Annotated in this window: 16 protein-coding genes; 10 read left to right on the forward strand and 6 right to left on the reverse strand. The window is 49.0% G+C overall.

All coding sequences use genetic code 11. From position 1 onward, the window contains the following. Positions 1 to 50: 50 nt before the first annotated feature. A complete protein-coding gene (gene rph / locus BGK46_RS09800; protein ID WP_069589051.1) occupies positions 51 to 770 on the reverse strand; it encodes a ribonuclease PH in 720 nt (239 codons plus the stop codon). A gap of 159 nt (positions 771 to 929) precedes the next feature. On the opposite strand from rph, the gene BGK46_RS09805 reads away from it, so the two are divergent. The 3 genes from BGK46_RS09805 (at position 930) to dcm (ending at position 5,276) form a co-directional block, all read left to right on the forward strand. Then, positions 930 to 1,793 carry a YicC/YloC family endoribonuclease gene (locus BGK46_RS09805; RefSeq protein WP_069588942.1) on the forward strand — a complete coding sequence of 288 codons (864 nt, stop codon included), beginning with the start codon at positions 930 to 932 and terminating at the stop codon, positions 1,791 to 1,793. Positions 1,794 to 2,221: 428 nt separating this feature from the next. Continuing rightward, positions 2,222 to 3,442 (forward strand): type II restriction endonuclease, encoded by a 1,221-nt coding sequence (locus tag BGK46_RS09810; protein ID WP_069588944.1) that lies wholly within the window; start codon positions 2,222 to 2,224, stop codon positions 3,440 to 3,442. 121 nt (positions 3,443 to 3,563) lie between these two features. Next, positions 3,564 to 5,276: a DNA (cytosine-5-)-methyltransferase gene (dcm, locus tag BGK46_RS09815; RefSeq protein WP_069588946.1), complete on the forward strand. Its 1,713-nt coding sequence runs from the start codon at positions 3,564 to 3,566 to the stop codon at positions 5,274 to 5,276. A 144-nt stretch (positions 5,277 to 5,420) separates the two neighbouring features. On the opposite strand, the gene BGK46_RS09820 is transcribed toward dcm, so the two are convergent. The 5 genes from BGK46_RS09820 to BGK46_RS09840 are packed head-to-tail and all read right to left on the reverse strand — an operon-like array spanning position 5,421 to position 11,112. After that, on the reverse strand, positions 5,421 to 6,278 hold the full coding sequence (locus BGK46_RS09820; protein ID WP_077674539.1) for an ABC transporter ATP-binding protein: 858 nt from the start codon (positions 6,276 to 6,278) through the stop codon (positions 5,421 to 5,423). Between the two features lie 15 nt (positions 6,279 to 6,293). Further along, positions 6,294 to 7,160, reverse strand: a complete 867-nt coding sequence (locus BGK46_RS09825) for an ABC transporter ATP-binding protein (RefSeq protein ID WP_069588948.1) — start codon at positions 7,158 to 7,160, stop codon at positions 6,294 to 6,296. Between the two features lie 8 nt (positions 7,161 to 7,168). Beyond that, on the reverse strand, positions 7,169 to 8,995 hold the full coding sequence (locus BGK46_RS09830) for an extracellular solute-binding protein (RefSeq protein WP_069588951.1): 1,827 nt from the start codon (positions 8,993 to 8,995) through the stop codon (positions 7,169 to 7,171). A 46-nt stretch (positions 8,996 to 9,041) separates the two neighbouring features. After that, a complete protein-coding gene (locus BGK46_RS09835; protein ID WP_069588952.1) occupies positions 9,042 to 10,085 on the reverse strand; it encodes an ABC transporter permease in 1,044 nt (347 codons plus the stop codon). Between the two features lies 1 nt (position 10,086). Next, positions 10,087 to 11,112, reverse strand: coding sequence for an ABC transporter permease (locus tag BGK46_RS09840; RefSeq protein WP_069588953.1), 1,026 nt, complete (start codon positions 11,110 to 11,112; stop codon positions 10,087 to 10,089). Between the two features lie 819 nt (positions 11,113 to 11,931). Between BGK46_RS09840 and BGK46_RS09845 the strand changes: the two genes are divergently transcribed. From BGK46_RS09845 to BGK46_RS09875, 7 genes are read left to right on the forward strand one after another with little or no spacing between them, the layout of a single operon-like run. Then, positions 11,932 to 14,517: a TonB-dependent receptor plug domain-containing protein gene (locus BGK46_RS09845; protein WP_069588955.1), complete on the forward strand. Its 2,586-nt coding sequence runs from the start codon at positions 11,932 to 11,934 to the stop codon at positions 14,515 to 14,517. A 59-nt stretch (positions 14,518 to 14,576) separates the two neighbouring features. After that, positions 14,577 to 15,338 (forward strand): DUF3450 domain-containing protein, encoded by a 762-nt coding sequence (locus tag BGK46_RS09850; protein WP_069588957.1) that lies wholly within the window; start codon positions 14,577 to 14,579, stop codon positions 15,336 to 15,338. A gap of 2 nt (positions 15,339 to 15,340) precedes the next feature. After that, positions 15,341 to 16,693 (forward strand): MotA/TolQ/ExbB proton channel family protein, encoded by a 1,353-nt coding sequence (locus BGK46_RS09855; protein ID WP_069589053.1) that lies wholly within the window; start codon positions 15,341 to 15,343, stop codon positions 16,691 to 16,693. Between the two features lie 9 nt (positions 16,694 to 16,702). Beyond that, complete coding sequence (locus BGK46_RS09860) at positions 16,703 to 17,233, forward strand: MotA/TolQ/ExbB proton channel family protein (RefSeq protein ID WP_069588959.1); 531 nt, start codon at positions 16,703 to 16,705, stop codon at positions 17,231 to 17,233. A gap of 19 nt (positions 17,234 to 17,252) precedes the next feature. Then, positions 17,253 to 17,660, forward strand: coding sequence for an ExbD/TolR family protein (locus tag BGK46_RS09865; RefSeq protein ID WP_069588961.1), 408 nt, complete (start codon positions 17,253 to 17,255; stop codon positions 17,658 to 17,660). 3 nt (positions 17,661 to 17,663) lie between these two features. After that, positions 17,664 to 18,293 (forward strand): energy transducer TonB, encoded by a 630-nt coding sequence (locus tag BGK46_RS09870; protein WP_069588963.1) that lies wholly within the window; start codon positions 17,664 to 17,666, stop codon positions 18,291 to 18,293. Between the two features lie 10 nt (positions 18,294 to 18,303). Continuing rightward, a complete protein-coding gene (locus BGK46_RS09875) occupies positions 18,304 to 19,518 on the forward strand; it encodes a tetratricopeptide repeat protein (RefSeq protein WP_108743098.1) in 1,215 nt (404 codons plus the stop codon). The last annotated feature ends 83 nt before the right edge of the window (positions 19,519 to 19,601 follow it).

The raw sequence follows: 19,601 nt of genomic DNA on the forward strand, positions 1-19,601 counted from the left end.
TCGCTGGGCAAACAAAAAAATAGCCCCCAATGTGGGAGCTATTCAATCTGTTATGCGTCGGCTAACGCCGATTTTTGGGCAACGACAATGTCATCAATGCCCTTCTTGGCCAGTACTAACATGGCATTGAGCTCATCGGGAGTAAATGGCTCTGCCTCAGCGGTACCTTGTACCTCAATCATACGGCCATCTTCGAGCATCACCACATTCATGTCGGTGTCTGCCGCGGAGTCTTCGACGTATTCCAGATCGCAAATTGGCGTTTGCTGATAAATACCCACCGACACCGCTGCGACGTGACCTTTCATAGGGTTCGCGGCAAGTTTGCCATCACGCACCATGGCATTGAGTGCGTCAGCCAGAGCAACGCTCGCTCCCGAGATAGATGCAGTACGCGTGCCGCCGTCGGCCTGAATCACATCACAATCGACTGTAATGGTGTACTCACCCAGCGCGGTTAAATCAACCGCTGCACGCAGGCTGCGCGCGATCAGACGCTGAATTTCCATCGTGCGGCCACCTTGTTTACCGGTCGACGCTTCTCGACGGTTACGCGTATGCGTGGCACGTGGCAACATACCATATTCTGCCGTCACCCAGCCTTGGCCCTTGCCTTTTAAAAAGCGTGGCACACCCTCTTCGACAGTGGCGTTACAAATGACTTTTGTGTCGCCAAAGCAAACCAGCACAGAGCCTTCTGCGTGGGCAGTAAAACCGCGGGTAAAGCTAACGGGACGAATTTGGTCGAGCGCTCTTCCACTTGGACGCATGCAAGTAACCTTTTGGGCAGATGAAATTTGCCCGCGATTATACGTGTTTCTTGCCACGCTTGCGATCCCTGTCGGCACATCTTGCCAACACAGCTGACGCATTGCAGGTGGATGCGTATAATCAAGCCATTCACTCTTTGCACACACAAGCAGGTACCAATGATCCACAGCATGACCGCCTACGCACGACACGAAATCAAGGGCGATTGGGGCAACGCCGTTTGGGAAATTCGTTCCGTCAACCAGCGCTATCTCGAAACCTACATTCGCATGCCCGAGCAACTACGCAGCCTTGAGCCCGTCGTGCGTGAGCGCTTCCGCAAGCGCCTTGCGCGCGGCAAAGTGGAATGCAACTTACGCTTTGATACCTCGCAAGCCAATCAAGACAAGCTCACCATTAACGAAGCCTTAGCCAAGCAAGTAATTCACGCCGCCAAATGGGTGAAAGAAACCGCTGGAGAAGGCAACATCAATCCGTTTCAGGTCCTGAATTGGCCGGGGGTAATGGAAGCCCCAGAGCAAGATACCGACGAGCTGCATCGCGCCCTAATGACTGGTCTTGATGAAGCACTCGACGCCTTTATCGCCGCGCGTGCGAGCGAAGGTGACAACATGAAGGCGCTGATTGAACAGCGATTAGATGCGATTAGCGCTGAAGTCATCAAAGTGCGCGAAAAGATGCCTACCGTGATTGAATGGCAGCGTGAACGCTTAACCACACGGTTAGAAGAAGCCAAAGTGGAGCTCGATCCAACTCGCATCGAGCAAGAAATGGTGATGCTGGCGCAAAAAGTAGACGTTGCGGAAGAGCTTGACCGCTTGGACTCACACGTTTCAGAGGCGCGCAAAATCCTCAAAAAAGGCGGCGCCTGCGGCCGACGCTTGGACTTTATGATGCAAGAGTTCAACCGCGAAGCCAACACCCTCGCCTCCAAATCAATCAGCACCGAAATCACCGCCTCCGGCGTCGAGCTCAAGGTGCTTATCGAACAAATGCGCGAGCAGATCCAGAATATTGAGTAATGCTCGTGGACATCAATCCATACCCAATAATTATGGATTACATAAACTCTATAACTAAAACTAACCTGTTCACGTAACCCTTACATTCTGAGGGTCAAGTGTAGTCAGTGGGGTGTACTTTCTCGCTATTTTGAGTAGCTAGATTTTACTCCCCCGACGCTGGAATGAAAGATGCGATTCAAATTACCCGAAAGTCGTTAATTACTAGCCAAAAAGATGACACCGATTAGGCTTACCCGAAAATTCAAAATAGGCAACGCGGCCGGCTACAGCCGATCGCAAGTGTGTCGGCTATTGGCTCTGAAGTATGAACCCGAAACACCATAACTAGACCCTCCCTATCAATCATCCATCAGATAGCTATCTTGCAAAACAAGATCTTAGTAACATAGTGGGTAGCCAATAATGGGATGAGCCCGGAGTTCAGAATGTTTGAGCAGTTGTCTGATGTGTTTACGCATGCCGCCTTTAAGTATTTGTCGAATGTCGATGCCGACCCCAAAGCATCAAATCAACACGAAATCGGTGGCCTCCCCAAAGCGGGTATAGGTGAGCATTTAGGCATGCCCGACGATGGAACTCAGCTTTCTATCCCTGCTACATTTGTTTACCTTGATGATGACGACTCGCCGTTGATCTATGACGATAACGTAACTTGGTATGACAGCCGTTATACCGATCCGAAAAGAGGTGCGGAGTGGCGGCTTTATTATAAGTCGAACGACATCACTAGCAGGTTTCAGCCCGGCGACTTTATGATGATTACGCTTACCCACGAGCGAACTCTGCTTATCATCTTTTGCCCGCCCGATAGTGAGCAAGAAACACAAATCCGCGCCATCTTTGGTGCGCAAACCACCGATGCAGCAAAAACCGGCTTGAAAAAAGTCCAGATAGATAGCCGCTTAGCAGTGCCTATTCGCCTAATTTTTGCCCGTTACGGCATTGAAATTGGACATACAAGAGCGGACCTACTTGATGAGATTCTCGAGCGCTTTGGCAATACATTCCCTAAAACACGCGAATTTTCCCAGTTTGCTCGTGATCATGCGCAAGATGTCAGCCCGGTCGAAACACCCGACAAAGCACTTATCGATTGGATGGAGCTTGAAGAAAGCGCCTTCAGGCAGCTAGAGCGACACATCGTCCGGGAAAGACTTAAAGAAGGGTTTGGAGAGCACGGTGACGATGTTGATCTCTTCGTTAGCTTTTCACTGAGCGTACAAAATCGGAGAAAATCACGCAGCGGCCATGCGTTTGAAAACCATATCGAACACATTCTTACCGCGAACCAGCTCACCTTTGAACGCGGAGCGCTAACCGAAGGGCGCCAGAAGCCAGACTTTTTATTCCCAGGATCGGCAGCCTATCAAGACCTCAGTTTCCCTGCAGATAAGCTACGTATCCTCGGGGCGAAAACCACTTGTAAAGATCGCTGGCGACAGGTCCTAGCCGAAGGCGCTCGCATACCGAAAAAACACCTGATCACCATGGAACATGCCATCACTGAAGCACAGACATCACAGATGCGCGATCAGAACCTGCAACTCGTCGTCCCAGAAGCATTCCACAAAACATACACGCAAGCGCAGGCCTCTTGGTTAATGACACTGCGCGACTTTATAGATGAGGTACGCCAACTAGGCTAAGACACTGTCTATTAAATCGTGATGTAACACCAAAAGGCTGTATACATGATCAGTGAAAAATAGAAAAAGGGAATTTTGTGTGATAAATTTTCACTCATAAATCCCAAAGAAGACAGCCACCATGCTGAAAAAAGAATACGTGCTTGGTGATCAGGCCGACGAACAGCGCATTTTAGAACAACAAAAAGCATCCGATGCGCTGTTAAAGCTACTGGTAGAAATTTACGATCAGAAAAACCTCAGCCAGAAACTAAATTGCGAGGAAACGGGCCTACAAACCGGTATTTTTCGCGAAAAGCTCAACCGCTGGCATAAGGACCCGCAAGCGAACCCTATTCTTATCGAGCCACAAACCCTAGATAAGATCCGGGAAGCACTACTGCCCCCCAAACCAGCGCATTGGGATAACCCAGAATTTACCTTTATTGACCTCTTTGCGGGGATAGGTGGGCTACGTAAAGGCTTTGAGGACATTGGTGGTAAATGTGTTTTTACCAGCGAGTGGGATAAGAACGCCCGTCGCACCTACTTGGCCAACCACTACGTAGATGAAAAAGAGTTACCGTATTTCATCAACAACGAACAAGAAAACCCACATCGTCACACTGGGATGATGGATATAACAAAGGTCACACTCAGTGGTGAGCCCGAAGCCTTACCACAAGATATTCAGCGTAGTATTGACTTTCATATCCCAGATCACGACGTATTATTGGCTGGTTTTCCTTGCCAGCCCTTTTCGCTCGCCGGCGTTTCTAAGAAAAACTCCCTGGGCCGCGCACATGGTTTTCAGTGCGATACCCAAGGCACCTTGTTTTTTGATGTAGAGCGTATCCTCCACTATAAAAAGCCGAAATTTTTCGTACTCGAAAACGTTAAAAACTTAAAAAGCCACGATAAAGGCAATACCTTCGCCACCATTGTTCGAGCGCTTGATAGCCAAGGTTACCACTTGCTAAACATCTCGGATCAAGGACGTAATATCGAAGAGGCTATTCGCACGGTCAGACAACGCCGCCAGGATCCAACCATCATCGACGGCGCGCACTTTACACCGCAACACCGGGAACGCATCGTATTGGTGGGCATTCGTCGCGATCTCATCGCGCAATATCCCTCGATAAAATCACTGGATATGAACGATATCCCTGTCCCTAAAAAACACTATACCGTGCAGGAAATCCTGTGTGTGCTTTCTGACCAAGAGAAGAAACGCTACACGCTGACGGAAAATCTGTGGAACTATCTGTACCACTACGCCTTGAAGCACCAAAGCAAAGGCAATGGTTTTGGCTTTGGGCTTGTCGACCCAAGAGACCCCCAAGCTATTACACGTACACTTTCCGCACGTTATTACAAAGACGGCTCTGAAATACTGATCAACCAAGATGGGCTCTCGGTCGATTACCTCGCGAACAAACGGCAATATGCCATTGCAAAGAATATGGAAAGGGAGCAATTTGCCCAAGCGTACGCACTGCAACAGGCTGAACAAAAAGCGAACTACCGTGAACATGAATTTAAAGCATGGATAAAAGAAGCAGAGCAAAGCTATGATGAGCAGTACGGTCGCTATGCCCCAGAATTTGATGCAAGCTACAAAACACCAAGACGCTTAACCCCCAAAGAATGCGCCCGTTTAATGGGATTCGAAAAGCCCGAGTATGATCGCAGCCCCACTGATCGTGATTTTAATATCGTATGCGCAGACACCAGTGCGTATAAGCAATTCGGTAACTCAGTAGTCGTACCCGTCTTTAGAGCCGTAGCTAAACTGATGGCGCCTGCAATACAAACAGCTTGCCAACGCGATAAGAGCGAAAAAGTCGCCTAACCCACCACGACCAGCCCGCCGCGCCCCGCAGGAAATGACCAATGGCGCCGCAAAGGTGGGCTAAGGCACGAACGCGAAGCCGAGACCATAGTAAAAAACGAATGTTAGAAAAACAACCACGCCCCTCATCAGAGGGGCGTGTGCTTAACTGACCGCTTCAGGCTTTTTTTCGGCCACCGGTTGCTCGGCGCGGCGCTTGTGTTTGCGATATTTGGGGTGGGTGATTGGGATCGCGGAGAGTAGCTTTTGGGTGTACTCATGCCGGGGATGATGGTAGACGGTTTCGGTCGGCCCCTCTTCTACCACATGACCAAAGTACATCACTGCCACCTTATCGGAGATATGGCGGACCACCGATAAGTCATGGGAGATAAAAATCATCGCCAAGTTCATCTCTTGCTGTAACTTCAGCAGCAAGTTAAGAATCTGTGCCTGCACCGACACATCCAAGGCAGAGACGGATTCGTCACAAATAAGCAGCTTCGGTTTAAGGGCAATTGCCCGTGCAATACCAATCCGCTGGCGCTGACCGCCCGAAAACTCATGCGGATAGCGGTTAACCGCATCGTGGGGCAAGCCGACTTTGTCTAATAGCTCAAGTACCCACTGACGACGCTCTTTCGCGGTGCCAATATTGTGAATAATAAAGGGCTCTTCTAAGATCCCGCCAATGGTATGGCGCTGGTTTAGCGATTCGAGCGGGTCTTGAAAGACAATCTGCATGTCTTTACGCAGTGGCCGCATCTGGCGTGGCGATAAATGCGTGATGTCTTTACCTTCAAAGAAAATTTTCCCTTCGGTCGGCTCAAACAGCTTAAGCATGGTACGGCCAAGGGTACTTTTGCCACACCCCGACTCGCCCACCAGCCCGAGCGTTTCGCCTTGTGACACCGAGAGCGATACGTCATCGACGGCTTTAATGGTGTAGCCTTGACGAAGCAGGCCTTTGCCCGAGACAAAATACTGCTTCAGATTTTCTACTCTGAGGACTTCCTTGCTCATCTCGTTCTCCTGCAACTACGTGGATGATGGCGCAGCATCAAAGTCTTCCAACGGACGAATATCAATCATCTGCTTGGGTTGATGGTGACGCCCTGGCATTAATCCCAACAAACGCTTGGTATACGGATGGGCTGGGTGATCAAAGAGTGTGAAAATATCAGCCCGTTCGCGAATTTGGCCATCGTACATCACCGCCACATCGTCACATACCTCAGCGACCACTCCCAGATCATGGGTGATAAAAATCACCGCCATGCCGGTTTCTTCTTGCAGCTCGTTAATCAGATCCAGAATCGAGGCCTGCACCGTTACATCCAAGGCGGTGGTTGGCTCATCACAAATCAAGATATCGGGCTTGCAGGCCAGTGCCATCGCGATCATTACCCGTTGACGCATCCCGCCGGACAGGTTATGCGGATACTCGTTCAGCCGCTTTTCTGGCATCGGGATTTTCACCTTAGCCAGCATGTCGAGCGCACACGCCGCGCGGGCTTTTTTGTCCAGCTCTGGGCGGTGTAGCGTCAAGACTTCATTGATTTGCCGACCAATGGTGTGCACAGGGTTTAACGCTGTCATCGGGTCTTGAAAGATAATCGAGATCCGATTGCCGCGCATTGCGTAGCGCTCTTTGGCTGGCAGAGTGACCAAGTCGGTCCCGCGGTACAAGATTTCGCCGCCCGTGATTTGCCCATATGGCTTAGGGAGTAAGCCCATAATTGACATCGCAGTAACACTTTTGCCGCTGCCCGACTCGCCCACTAAGCCGAGCGTGCGCCCGGCTTTGACCTCAAAACTCACCCCGTGAAGTACCTCACGGGGGCCATCGTCAGTGGTAAAATTAACGGTCAAATCCTTAACCGAAAGAATGACATCCTGCGTCATAATCGCCTCTACAGCTTGTATCTGTCATCAATGATGGTCACCGGCTCAAACGTTTTACCTTCGTCCATAGCTTCTTCGGTGGCTTCTTTCATCTCTTCATCAATCCAGAAGGTGCCAAAGCCCATCACGCGGCCACTGGTGACCATGTTTTCGGTGCGCTTGGTCATCGCGTTATCTGGGATTTGTACATAACGCCAAAAACCTTGACGCACATACGGCACCATATAACCGGGGGCAATCACGCTCGCCTCAGAAATCTTAGCGCGGATCTGGTGCGACAGCTGATACTTCTTCTCCAGATCAAACTCCGTTTTGTACGCCATAATTAACGCATCCAACTCTGGAGCGCTGTAATTGGTATGGTTATTGGTTTGCGCTTTATTGGCATTATCTGAGTGGAAATATTCCCAGTAGGCAGGGATCTCTGAGGTGCCCATATTGAGAAAGGCAATTTGATGCTTTTTCTCCAGCACGTATTTAAACGCCGATGAACCATCAACCAGATGAATGGTAAAATCCAAACCCGCTTTCTTCGCTTGCTCTTTTAAGTAAGCAATACGCGGCGTGTGGTGTTGATAACCATAAGTGATCGCAAAGCTTAAACGCTCGCCTTTGTCGTTGATACGAATACCGTCTGGCCCCACCTGATTAAAGCCGGCTTTTTCGAAATAGCTGATCGCTTTTTTAGGATCAAACGCTGGCGGTGTCGCCCCATCGTTATCGTATTCACCATGACCAAAGCCCATTGCATGCGGCTTACGCGAGTAGTCGCCTCGAGTGATTTTTTTGATCATGCCATCAAAGTCAGTGGCATAGATGATGCCTTTGCGTACATTGATGTCATCCAGCAATGGCATGGCGGTATTTAGCCACAAGCCACCCGCGCCAACCGGGATCTCGTTATATCCCCAATACTTAGTGATGTAGCCCTTTCTATAGGGTTCAGATTGGGTTTTGTCGTGCCAGATATCGGGCAGAATCAAATCGAACACATCCAGGTTGCCCTTCTCAAAGTGCTTCATGGCAATGTCGTTATCCCGGATCACACGTAGGCGAATTTTGTCGACGTTATAGCGATGTTGATAATACGGGTTGGTGTAACCCCACCAGTCATCCACATGCTCAAAGGTGACACTACGGCCTTTTTGCACCCGCCCTAACGCATAAGGCCCCACTGTAGGCTCGGCCTTAAAGTTGTAGCGGCGCACAAAGTCGTCAGCAATACCATCTTGGTTTTCATCTTTACTTGGATTGGCGTAAAAGTGCGCTGGGCGTGGGATCAAACTACCCAAGGTATACATCAACTCATCATCGTTTTTCTCTACCGCGGCCGATACCGCAATAGTGTGTTGATCAATTTTCTCTACCCCACCAATGGTGTTGGTGTAGTACTCGTTGTACCAAGGCGCAACAATATCTTTGGAGCGATAAAACTGCATCATAAAGACAAAATCATCGGCGGTGACGGGCTCACCGTCCGACCAGGTCGCGTCTGGATTCAGCTTAAAGTAGATGGTTTTATTATCGTCACCATAAGCCCACTCATTGGCCAAATCAGGGATCCATTCCAGCGTATCTGGATGACGTTTTACCAATGAGGGCATTTCATCGAGAAAATAGCTACGCAGGCCTGAGTTGGAGTCTGGACCCACCGTGCGCAAAGTTTGAGGAAAAGAGTTTAAGTGTGAGCGCAGAGTACCACCGCGCTTTGCCTCAGGTGAGCCAATTTTGGGCGCATCCCAATTGGTTTGCCAATTAAGGTTTTCAGGTAAATCCCCCGCCCAGCCGCTGAGGCTAAACATCGAGATTGAGGTCGCAAGGATCAGTTTTTTCATCGTGATTTCCTTATCGTGATTCATACACTGCGCGTTGTGTTTAAAGTTAGTCGTAACGGGTGAATTTTTTCGGATCAAACGCGGCGCGCACCGCTTCACCAATGAAGGTCACCATCACCAATACCACCACCAGTGAGGTCACCACGGACGCAACAATCCATGGCGCGTCCAAATTCGATTTGCCTTGCTGTAACAGCTCCCCCCAGCTTGGCGTCGGTGGCATCAGCCCCAAGCCGAGATAATCCAACGCCGTTAGCGCGGTAATATTGAGGGCAATGGTAAAAGGCGCCAAGGTAACAATCATCACCATGGTGTTGGGTAAAATATGCCTGAAGAGGATCCGGCTGGTCGACGCCCCCAGCGCCCGAGCAGCCATCACATAATCACGGGCCGACTCTTTATAGGTCATGGTGCGCATATACCAAGTGATCGCCATCCAACCAAACAGTACGTTAATCCCCACAAACAGGGCAAAAGTCGGCTGGAGAATCGAGACCAATATCATGATCACGTACAAAAACGGCACCATCGACCAGATTTCGATAAAGCGCTGGAAAAACAAATCAAACTTGCCGCCCCAAAAGCCCATCGCGCAGCCTACCGCAGTGCCGATCGCATACGAGGCGGCCATGGTCAACAATGCAAAACCCATTGCGGTACGAAAGCCATAGACAAGGCGGGCGAGAATATCGCGTCCGATCTCATCAGTGCCAAGATAGTGCTTGTCCGCTGCGCTTGGCGCGGTCGGCGGGAAGTCTCCGCTAAAGTCTTGTTCAAGCGGGTTCCACGGCACCAGTGGCATCACCACATAATTATCACCGCCTTGCGCGGTAAAGGCTTTGGCGAGTTGACGATAGTTAGCTTCGCTAGTGCCCACTTGACCAAAGTCACTCGCCAAGTGCACATCACTCAGTACGGGGAAATAATACTCGCCGTCGTATTTGACCATTAACGCTTTACTGTTAATGAAAAACTCGGCGAACAGCGATAACACCAGCATCAAGGCAAGGATGATAAACGACCAGTAACCGCGTTTAATTTGCTTAAAGCTGCGGATTTTCTTTTGAGTTAAAGGGCTAAACGTCAACATATCAAGATCCAAACTTCACGCGAGGGTCAACCATAGCAACACAGATATCTGAGATAATGTTGCCAGCCAGTAGTAAAAGCGCATTGATGGCGACAATGCCCATCACCACCGGATAGTCACGCTCCATAATGGACTCATAGCCAAGCAAGCCAATGCCGTTGATATTAAAAATCACTTCAATCAAAAAAGCGCCAGTCATAAAGAACAATAAAGAGTTACCAAAATGGCTAGCTATCGGAATTAAGCTGTTGCGCAGCGCGTGCTTGCGCACCGCCGAACGGAACGGTAATCCTTTGGCGATGGCTGTGCGGATATAATCGGCAGATAAATTTTCCATCAGGTTGTTTTTCATCGTCATGGTCAAAGTAGCGAAGTCACCAATCAGATAACAAATCAGCGGCAGTACCGCATGCCACATCACATCTTTGGCGCGCTCCCAAAAACTGGTCGCGTCGTAGTAGGCATCGCCAACAAAGCCCCCCATCGGGAACCATTCGAGGTGATAGCTAAACAAGGTGATCAGCAATACCCCCACCACATAGCCGGGTAAGGCAAACCCAATAAAGATCAGCACAGAGGAAGAGGAGTCAAACACCGAACCGTGTTTGAGGGCTTTGTAATAACCGAGCGGAAGAGAAATAAAATAACTGATAAAGAAGGTCATTCCGCCGTAAAACAACGAGACGGGCAGACGCTCGGCGATCATGTCGGTGACCGGCTCGTAATAGCGCGTCGACTCGCCCAAGTCCAAGTTGGCCAGTTTGCCCAGCCAATCAACATAGGCTTCTAGCACGGGTTTATCGAGCCCGTAAAAGGCGCGCAACTCGGCAATTTGGTCTTCCGACAACGCCGAGCTGTCACCGGCTCGCTGCATGCTAGAGCCACCATCGGCTTGTGCTTGCATTTGCGTCATCATCCGCTCGACCGGTCCCCCAGGCACGAGACGGGTGATACCAAAGATCAAAATGGTAATGCCAAGAAAAGTCGGCACCACCAACAACAACCGACGTAAAAAGTACGACAGCATAGTCCACTACTCCCTGTTAACTATGTTTCAGCTAACTGATGCTTGGGTAGGCGACATTGGCCTACCTTCTCACAAATGGTTTTATGCCATCCTAGGCGTAAAAACATTTATCCGTATGACACGCTTCAATTAAGTGGCCTATATTTATCTTGATTTGCCGACACAATCAACGATCTCCACTTGCACAGCGAGACTTTTTTTCTCTTTCGATACCAGCCACTTACAAAATAAAAAAAACAACATTCATTCACATGACAGTAAAATTACAGAATATGACAAACCTATCAATTGAGTGTTTGCTCTAGAAATTTACGCAAAAAAAGCGCATAAATTTCCGTAGACGCTATAAACACAATTGTCAAATTAATGTCATTTTTTGTTAACTCATGTCAGTTTAAAACTGGACCCACAGCTTTTTCGTTGAACATGTGAACGCCACTACTACCGATGCACGCATTAGGTAGATTATGCGGCGACAAACCCAACAATGTTAAATAGTTGTATATTCTTTAAATTCATTCATATCCAGCATATCCACTCATCGCACAACCAAGCACACCCATCCCGCCTCACATGAAACAATTATCTAACAATAAATAAAAGACCAGTCATATAGACATGTTTGTTCGCAGCAAATCAAAATAAACCACCAAAATAAACGGGATAAGCCATGACAGCGCAGATAGAGAGTGTCGCTGTCACTTGTTTGACGCCTAGACGAAACATTCGGTATATCTGGCTGTCATGCGCGCTCAGGGATAAGAGCAGTACTGAAGATACGCGCTGAAGAAGTAGTCAAATGACAGGGAGCAATCAAGGATGAAGACAAGAACAACGGCACTGTCTGTTGCCATTGGTCTCGCAGTGGGATCACTTACATTCGCCTCAACCGCCATCGCGGACGAGCAACCAGAACAAGCGCAAGAGCTGCAGAAGCTAAAAGTAACGGGATCGCGTATATCACGTGCTGAAGTTGAAGGACCAAGTCCTATTACTGTAGTTAGCAGTGAGGATATCCAAGCTAAAGGCTTTAACAGTGCGCAAGACATTCTCAACAGCTTAACTCAAAATACCGGCGGTAACCTGTCGCAAACAAACTCTTTTAGTTTTACCCCAGCCGCACAGTCAGTGAACCTACGTGGCCTTGGGGCATCGCGCACACTTATTTTGATTGACGGTCGTCGCCTACCTCAATACCCACTAGCACAAAATGGCTCAACAAACTTCCAAGATATTGGCCAGATCCCCGTTGCTGCCATTGAGCGTGTTGAGGTACTTACAGATTCGGGGTCAGCCGTTTATGGGTCAGACGCTATTGGTGGGGTAGTGAACTTCATCATGAAAAAAGGCTTTGACGGTGTTTCTGTTAAAGGTCGCCATGGTCAAACGACCAGCGGTGGGTATTCAGCAGATCGTCTCGATGTGGTCGCCGGTAAAGACTTCGATTCAAAACGTGTATTCTTCGTTGGCCAATTTGCTGGCAACGATATTCTCAAGCAAAAAGACAAAAGCTGGGCCGGCGACGATAACTCAGCACGCTCGGCCTTGAGTGGTTACTCGAGCTACGGGGCAAGCTTCGTGGATGCGAGCGACAATATCACCTTACCGAGTGAAAACTGTAAAGATTTTCTCGAGGGGGACGGCGTCGCGCGTGCGGATGGAAAATGTGGTTTTAACCGAGCGTCACGTCGGACCTTAAAACCGGAAAACAAGCAAGCGGATCTAATGCTTCGTGGTGAGTTCGATATCACACCTGATTTGATGGCCACTGCAGAAGCACGGTTTAACCACAAAGAAACCAACTCTACGTTTGAGCCTGGCACATTAAAAGTCGAAACCGATGCGACTCACAGTCGTGGAGAAGGTACCTATACTCGACGTATGGTTGAGTTTGGCAATCGTGAGAGCAACACAGAATCACGCTCTTATGGTGTCACCGTCGGGCTCGATGGCTACGTGAGCGACTATAGCTGGGATGCTTATGCAAGCTACTCAGAGCAGAAAGTTGAAACGGATAATCCAGCCATTTTTGCCAGTATCGGCGATGCGGTGAAAAACGACGAAATCGATCTCCTTGCTCGTCTTTCTCCTGAGACCGTCGAAAAATACAAGGGAAAGTCGACCAAAAACGCTCGTACTAAGCTTTATTCGGTGAACTCCTCATTGGGTGGCGATTTAATTGAACTTCCTGCGGGCATGTCGAGCTTCTCGGTATACGGCGAGTGGAACCGAACTGATTATCTCGAAACCATCGATGAAAATACCAAAAACGGCCGTTTTGAAGGTTTAGGCGGTTCATCCGGTGGTGGCGACCGCGATCAGATCGGCTTGGGCGTTGAAGCCTTAGTTCCTATCATTGAAAACCTTGAAATGACACTCGCGGGTCGCTATGACCACTATTTTGACGATTCGTCAACCGGTGGCGCCTTTACGCCAAAAGTCTCTCTAGCTTATCGTCCTACTGATACTCTGCTATTGCGTGGTAGTTACGGGCTTGGGTTCCGTGCACCCGATCTGAAGCGCCTGTTCGGCGATGATACCAAGGCATTTGGTAGCGGCTTTGACCCTGTATTGTGTAAAAATGCAGGGGGCAATGGCCCACAGGATAGCGACTCAATCCCTGAGTGTGATACCCAAAGCTTCGATGTCACTTCTGGGCCAAACAAAGAGCTTGAAGAAGAAGAAAGCACCAATATTAACTTGGGTCTGGTGTGGGAACCTGTTGAAGATCTCGGTCTGACACTAGACTGGTATCGCATCAAGATGGAAAACGTGGTCACAGCACCAAGCTATCAAGATGTAATCAATGAGCCAAGTAAATATGCCGGTGCGGAAGTGAAGCGCAACAGTGATGGCGAGATCGATAATGTGATTTATGGTCCGGTCAACCAAGCGTCCGAATTGCGCTCAGGTATCGACCTATCAATCTCTTATTCTTACGATACTCAAAATTACGGTACCTTCAGCCCTAAACTGTCAGTGACTAAGATCATTGACGCTGAATATCGCGAGAACGATGGTGAACCACTCATCGATGAAACCGACTTCTTACCTGAGTACACAGCCACATTGAACCTCGGCTGGGTCATGGGCGATTACAGCGTCAATGTCTTTGGTAAATATCGCGACAGTATGTGTACGGGTTATGCCAATCGATACTATTTCGATACCTGCCAAGACGCTAAAGATGCTGGACAGCAAACCAAAGTATCGAGCATGACAACTTGGAACTTAACGGCGACTTACGCCTTCAATGAGCAAGGTAAAGTCACTTTGGGTGCTATCAATATGTTTGATAAACAACCACCTGCAGACCCGCTGAGTGATACATCACCATTCTATGCGTATGACTATGACAGCCCTCTGGGACGTCAACTCTACGTTGAAGCCGAATATAACTTCTAACTCAAACCTGGCGCGGTTTCGCCGCGCCTTATTTCTCTGCAATTTAACAGGTAACAGATATGGTACGTAAGGGATTAAGTAACGCCATTCTCAGTTCTCTGTTGCTGACCAGCTCGTTTGCGATGGCTACTTCTACTAATGACGTTGTGTCGGCGGTAGAAAGTAAAAATAACGCAGGACAAGCATCGCAACAAAAAATTGATCAATACAGCGAACAAACCGATGGCATGCTCGCGGAATATAAAGCGGTTTTACGTCAGCTTGACAGTATGCGTATTTATAACAACCAGCTTGATCGTATGGTGAGTTCGCAAAACAGCGAAGTGGCGTCACTGGAAAAGCAAATTAACCAGATTGATCAGACCGCGATGGAAATTGTTCCACTGACACTCAAAATGATTGATTCGCTCGATCAATTCGTGCAACTCGATTTACCGTTTCAGCTCAATGAACGCGAAAAACGCATTGCCAGCCTTCGCGAAATGATGGATCGCGCCGATGTCACAACATCCGAGAAGTTCCGTCGCGTGCTTGAGGCTTACCAAATCGAAGAAGGCTTTTCTCGTAACATTGAAGCCTACAAAGCCAGCATGGAACGTGACGGCGATGTCAAAACCTATGACTTTCTTCGTGTAGGGCGGACAGCGCTGTTCTATCAGTCACCTGATGGCGCAGAAACCGGGATGTGGAACAAGCAAACTAACCAATGGGAATCACTTCCTGAAGGCTATCGTGACGCGGTTGAGCAAGGTCTGCGTATCGCGAAGAAGCAAGCACCACCTGCACTGATTGAGCTACCTGTCTTTACAGGGGAGAAGTAATGATGAAGGGAATCAAGTATCTTCTAACCGGTATCACTGCCCTATCTTTATCGTTAAGCAGTGTACATGCCAACACTTTGGATGAGCTTCTCAACCAAGTGAAGAACGACCGTGTAACCGAGTCACAGCAAAACCGAGAGCGTGAAGCGGCGTTTTTGGCGGATAAAGAAAACCAAGCGGCACTCCTCGCTGAAGCCAAACAGCAATTGGCTTTCGAGACCCAACGCGGCGAACAACTTAAAGCCACATTCGATGCGAACGATCAGAAACTGGCGGAATTGGCAGATACCTTACGTCAGCGTTCTGGCTCACTGGGTGAAATGTTTGGCGTGGTTCGTCAATTCTCTGGTGAATTTAAAGGTATCTTCCATGCCTCGCAAAACGCTGTGCAATTCCCGAACCGAGATGCGCTGCTGACCAAGCTTGCCGAGAGCAAAGAGTTGCCCTCTATCAATGAGCTCGAGCAATTCTGGCAAACGGTGATGGAGCAGATGATCGTATCGGGCGATACCTCGACGGTTCCTGCAACTGTGGTATATGGCGAGGGCAGCGAAGCGAGCGATGAAGTCACACTCATTGGTGAATTTAACGCCATTGCCAACGGTAAATACCTGACTTACGTCCCTGAGACGGGAAAATTTGAAGAACTCGCCCGCCAGCCAGCTAGCAATATTTTGTCGAACGTGTCTGCATTTGAGTCAGCATCCAGTGCCTACGCGCCACTTTATCTTGATCCATCACGTGGTGTGATCCTTTCCCTACTGGTGCAAAGCCCTAACGTACAAGAGCGTATCGACCAAGGTGGATTGGTAGGTTACATCATCCTTGTCATGGGTGCGGTTGGTGTCCTCATCGCGCTGTTGTGCTACCTGCGCCTATCCGTGATTGGCAGCAAGATGCGTAAACAGAAGAAGAGTGACGCAGTCTTGAAAGACAACCCACTAGGTGAAGTCATCCAAGCCTACAAAGAACACCAAGGCTCCAGCTTAGAAGACTTGGAAGCGAAACTGGATGAAATCATCATGCGCAATGCGCCTAAGATTGAACGCTTTATTGGCTCAATCAAGTTATTCGCATCGGTGGCACCGCTACTCGGCCTACTCGGTACGGTCATGGGGATGATTGGAACCTTCCAGGCTATTACCTTGTTTGGTACCGGTGATCCTAAGCTAATGGCTGGCGGCATTTCAGAAGCCTTGGTCACTACCATGCTTGGCCTCGTCGTCGCGATTCCGTTGCTGTTCCTCTACACCTTCGTACACAGTAAAGGGCGTCGATTGGTACAAACCCTTGAGGAACAAAGCGCTGGCTTTATTGCACGATATCAGGAAAAGCTTCATACAGCGGAAAGCTAAGGAGATGTCATGCAATGGATACTCTCTGAGTTAGCGTCGATTCGACACTTTCTCGGCATGGGTGGCGATGTACTGGTCGCCATCTTTGTGCTCAGCGTCTTTCTGTGGTGTGCGCTGTTAGAGCGTTGGTTTTACTTCATTTTTGTAGCACCTCGTGCGGCAAAATCCGTAGTCAGCCAATGGCAACAGCGTCCAGAGCATCGCAGTTGGGCTGCGCGAATGATACGGCAAGAACTGGTTTCAATCCGCGACATAGAAAATAAACGCGGATTACCCATTGTCAAAGTGTTGATCGCGATGTGCCCTTTATTGGGCTTGTTAGGGACCGTTGTGGGTATGATCCATGTGTTCGATACATTAGCGGTAGTAGGCACGGGGAGTCCTCGGGCGATGGCTTCAGGGATTTCTAAAGCCACTATCCCGACGTTAGCGGGAATGGTCGCCTCCTTGTCCGGTCTGTTTTTCAGCACACGCCTGGATCATCTTGCCAAAACATCAACGCGTAAGCTTGAAGACAAGCTTAAGCATGTCACCTCGTAAAAGGATTTAAGGTAGCGACATGAAACGACGTTATAGCAATGAAGGGAATGATGAAGCGGCGATCGACATGACACCCATGTTGGATATCGTCTTCATTATGTTGATCTTTTTTATCGTCACCACTTCGTTCGTCAAAGAAGCGGGTATTGACGTCAATCGACCCAGTGCGAATACCGCACAGACCGTCAGTAAAGGCAACATCATGGTCGCCGTCGGTCCTGCGGGTGATGTCTGGGTTGATAAACGCCGTGTTGAAGTCGGTGCGGTACGCGCCAATATTGAGCGCTTACGTGCAGAAAGCCCAGAAGGCGCGGTCGTCATCCAAGCAGATCAAGAAGCAAGTGCGGGTGTTGTTGTTGACGTCATGGACCAAATCAAAATGGCCGGTGTGGATAGCATCTCGATTGCAGCGAAAAGCAAGGACTAGCGTATGCGTTATTTGGCGTCGATTGTGCTCGCATTATTCGTCTCGCTGGGTTTGTTTTGGGGCATGGATAAAATCGTCAACAAAGAGCGCCATGAATTAACTGGCGACGAGACTCAGCGAATTATCGAGTTTGTGCGCATCAAACCTGATGAAAAGATCAAAGAAAGAAAGCGTGAGCTTCCAAAGCCTCAGCCACCGAAAAAGCCGCCACCACCACCGGAAATGAAGGTGACATCTACGGTGAAGCCACAGATGGATCAAGTGAAGCTTGATATGCCTAACTTGGACTTGCCGGTGAACATTTCGGGCGGTTCGGTGCTGGGTCACTACAGCCAAGGCGGTGGCGGGATGGCCGGTAATCAGGGGCCAACCCCTTTAGCGACCTTCTTACCGCAAATGCCTCGCAAAGCGGCACGAGCAGGGTTAGAAAAAGGGATTGTGTTACTTGAGTTTACCGTCAATGAGCAAGGGGGCGTGGAAGACGTTCAAGTCCTTGAAGAAGACCCGCGCCGTATGGGACTCCGACGAGCCGCGCAAAAAACGGTGCAACAATGGCGGTTTAAGCCCAAGGTTGTAGACGGCAAACCCGTCAAGGCTCGGCTTTCTCAAGAAATAGAGTTTTCGATTAACTAGGACGGCCATCATGAAAAACACATTAACACGGATGTTGGCTTTAGCGCTGTTTGCTTTGAGCCTTTCAAGCGTGTCCTATGGTGCCAATAACCCGGAGCTATCGGACCGGACGTATCGCACCGTCAATAAAGTGCAAAAGTACATCGCTAACGAGGCCTATCAAGATGCAAAGGCAGAGCTTGAGAGCGCCCTTGATCGCAGTGGTAATAAGAAATATGACCAAGCCGTGCTACTTCAGCAGCTTGGTTATATTTACTCAATTGAAGATAACTACGCGAAAGCGACCGAGTACTTTGCGCAAGCGCTAAAGATTGATGCTTTGCCTGTAGCTGTCGCACAGCAAGTCAGATACAGCCTGGCTCAGCTCTATATGGTACAGGAGAAATTTGCTAACACGATTGCGCTGATGAAGCAGTGGTTTCAAATTCAACTGAGTGAAGGAGAGGAAAAGCCAGATGCCATGAGCTACATGACATTGGCGAGTGCCTATGTACAACAAGAGCAGTTTAAGCAAGCGATCCCCGAGATAAAGCAGGCCATCGCCCTCAGCGATAAGCCGAGTGAGTCTTGGTATATGATGCTCATGTCTGCCTATTATCAAACCAATGATTTGGCAAACACTGCCAACGTCCTGACCACGTTGACCGAGCTATTCCCAGAGAAAAAACAGTATTGGAAGCAACTGTCGGGAATAGAAATGGAGCGCGGTAAGGATGGTAAAGCACTTGCAGCGCTTGAGTCCGCTTATAAGCTCGGCTTGCTCGATGAGGAAAAAGAAATCCTCAGGCTCACTGACTTTTTAGCCTATCAATCTATTCCTTTTCGTGCCGCTACGACACTGGCCAAGGAGATAGAAAAGGGCACGGTAGAAAAAACCAGTGAGCACTTAGAAAAGCTTGGCCAGTATTGGCACCAAGCGAAAGAACTCACTAAAGCGATTACCAGTTATCGTGCAGCCTATGCGTTGGACGCCGATCCGAAAACCAAACTCAAGATCGCTCGCTTAATGATCCAAGACCAACAGTATAAGAACATTATTGACTTTGCGTCGGATAAACAGGGTGTTCCCTTCGATGTTGCTGCTGAGCTGGAGTACTTAAAAGGGATGGCCTACTTCGAGTTGGAGAACAACGCAGCTGCACTCAAAGCCATGCAACAAGCGGCGAAGTCGAACGAACTTAAGCCCATGGCTTCCCCTTGGATTGCGTTCTTGACGAATAGCTAACCATGGCAACACCACTGCTTTTCTTTTATGCCGAGCTCCTTTTTTGCTCGGCTTTTTTTATCCTCATGGACTGAGCAAAACTC

The sequence above is a fragment of the Salinivibrio sp. SS2 genome, assembly GCF_001722075.1.
Taxonomy (GTDB): Bacteria; Pseudomonadota; Gammaproteobacteria; order Enterobacterales; family Vibrionaceae; genus Salinivibrio; species Salinivibrio proteolyticus.

What these genes read in the sequence shown, in the direction of transcription:
- BGK46_RS09845 (WP_069588955.1), top strand. Translation starts at nt 11,932, where the DNA reads ATGAAGACAAGAACAACGGCACTGTCTGTTGCCATTGGTCTCGCAGTG.
- BGK46_RS09810 (WP_069588944.1), top strand. Translation starts at nt 2,222, where the DNA reads ATGTTTGAGCAGTTGTCTGATGTGTTTACGCATGCCGCCTTTAAGTAT.
- BGK46_RS09875 (WP_108743098.1), top strand. Translation starts at nt 18,304, where the DNA reads ATGAAAAACACATTAACACGGATGTTGGCTTTAGCGCTGTTTGCTTTG.
- BGK46_RS09830 (WP_069588951.1), bottom strand. Translation starts at nt 8,995, where the DNA reads ATGAAAAAACTGATCCTTGCGACCTCAATCTCGATGTTTAGCCTCAGC.
- BGK46_RS09855 (WP_069589053.1), top strand. Translation starts at nt 15,341, where the DNA reads ATGAAGGGAATCAAGTATCTTCTAACCGGTATCACTGCCCTATCTTTA.
- BGK46_RS09835 (WP_069588952.1), bottom strand. Translation starts at nt 10,085, where the DNA reads ATGTTGACGTTTAGCCCTTTAACTCAAAAGAAAATCCGCAGCTTTAAG.
- dcm (WP_069588946.1), top strand. Translation starts at nt 3,564, where the DNA reads ATGCTGAAAAAAGAATACGTGCTTGGTGATCAGGCCGACGAACAGCGC.
- BGK46_RS09870 (WP_069588963.1), top strand. Translation starts at nt 17,664, where the DNA reads ATGCGTTATTTGGCGTCGATTGTGCTCGCATTATTCGTCTCGCTGGGT.
- BGK46_RS09850 (WP_069588957.1), top strand. Translation starts at nt 14,577, where the DNA reads ATGGTACGTAAGGGATTAAGTAACGCCATTCTCAGTTCTCTGTTGCTG.
- BGK46_RS09825 (WP_069588948.1), bottom strand. Translation starts at nt 7,160, where the DNA reads ATGACGCAGGATGTCATTCTTTCGGTTAAGGATTTGACCGTTAATTTT.
- BGK46_RS09865 (WP_069588961.1), top strand. Translation starts at nt 17,253, where the DNA reads ATGAAACGACGTTATAGCAATGAAGGGAATGATGAAGCGGCGATCGAC.
- rph (WP_069589051.1), bottom strand. Translation starts at nt 770, where the DNA reads ATGCGTCCAAGTGGAAGAGCGCTCGACCAAATTCGTCCCGTTAGCTTT.
- BGK46_RS09860 (WP_069588959.1), top strand. Translation starts at nt 16,703, where the DNA reads ATGCAATGGATACTCTCTGAGTTAGCGTCGATTCGACACTTTCTCGGC.
- BGK46_RS09840 (WP_069588953.1), bottom strand. Translation starts at nt 11,112, where the DNA reads ATGCTGTCGTACTTTTTACGTCGGTTGTTGTTGGTGGTGCCGACTTTT.
- BGK46_RS09820 (WP_077674539.1), bottom strand. Translation starts at nt 6,278, where the DNA reads ATGAGCAAGGAAGTCCTCAGAGTAGAAAATCTGAAGCAGTATTTTGTC.
- BGK46_RS09805 (WP_069588942.1), top strand. Translation starts at nt 930, where the DNA reads ATGATCCACAGCATGACCGCCTACGCACGACACGAAATCAAGGGCGAT.